This is a genomic window from Tepidibacter mesophilus, from assembly GCF_002724055.1.
Classification (GTDB): Bacteria; Bacillota; Clostridia; order Peptostreptococcales; family Peptostreptococcaceae; genus Tepidibacter_A; species Tepidibacter_A mesophilus.
The window spans coordinates 1-252 of sequence record NZ_BDQY01000097.1 but is presented as its reverse complement, the minus strand read 5'-3'; the positions used below and the strand labels follow the sequence as shown (position 1 = coordinate 252).

1 protein-coding gene is annotated in these 252 nt (G+C 29.4%); it reads left to right on the top strand.

Annotated elements, in window-relative coordinates; all coding sequences use genetic code 11:
• A partial coding sequence (locus tag Tmeso_RS16135; RefSeq protein WP_145993146.1) for an IS3 family transposase occupies nucleotides 1–109 on the top strand: 109 nt, incomplete at its 5' end.
• Between the last annotated feature and the right edge of the window lie 143 nt (nucleotides 110–252).

Genomic DNA, 252 nt, shown 5'->3' with positions numbered 1-252 from the left:
ATTATTTGATTATGTAAATTGGTATAACAATCACAGAATACACGGGTCATTAGATTACCTTAGCCCTATAGAATATAGGTTATTGATGTCCGACAAAAAAGTGTCCTAAAAAGTGTTGACAATCCAAGATATTTACAGAAGAACAAATAGAAACTTTGGCACAAAATAAATATGTGAAAAATGTTACCAATAAAGCAATCACGTATACTGATGAATTTAAGAAAATTTTTATAGCTGAGAATCAGAACGGAA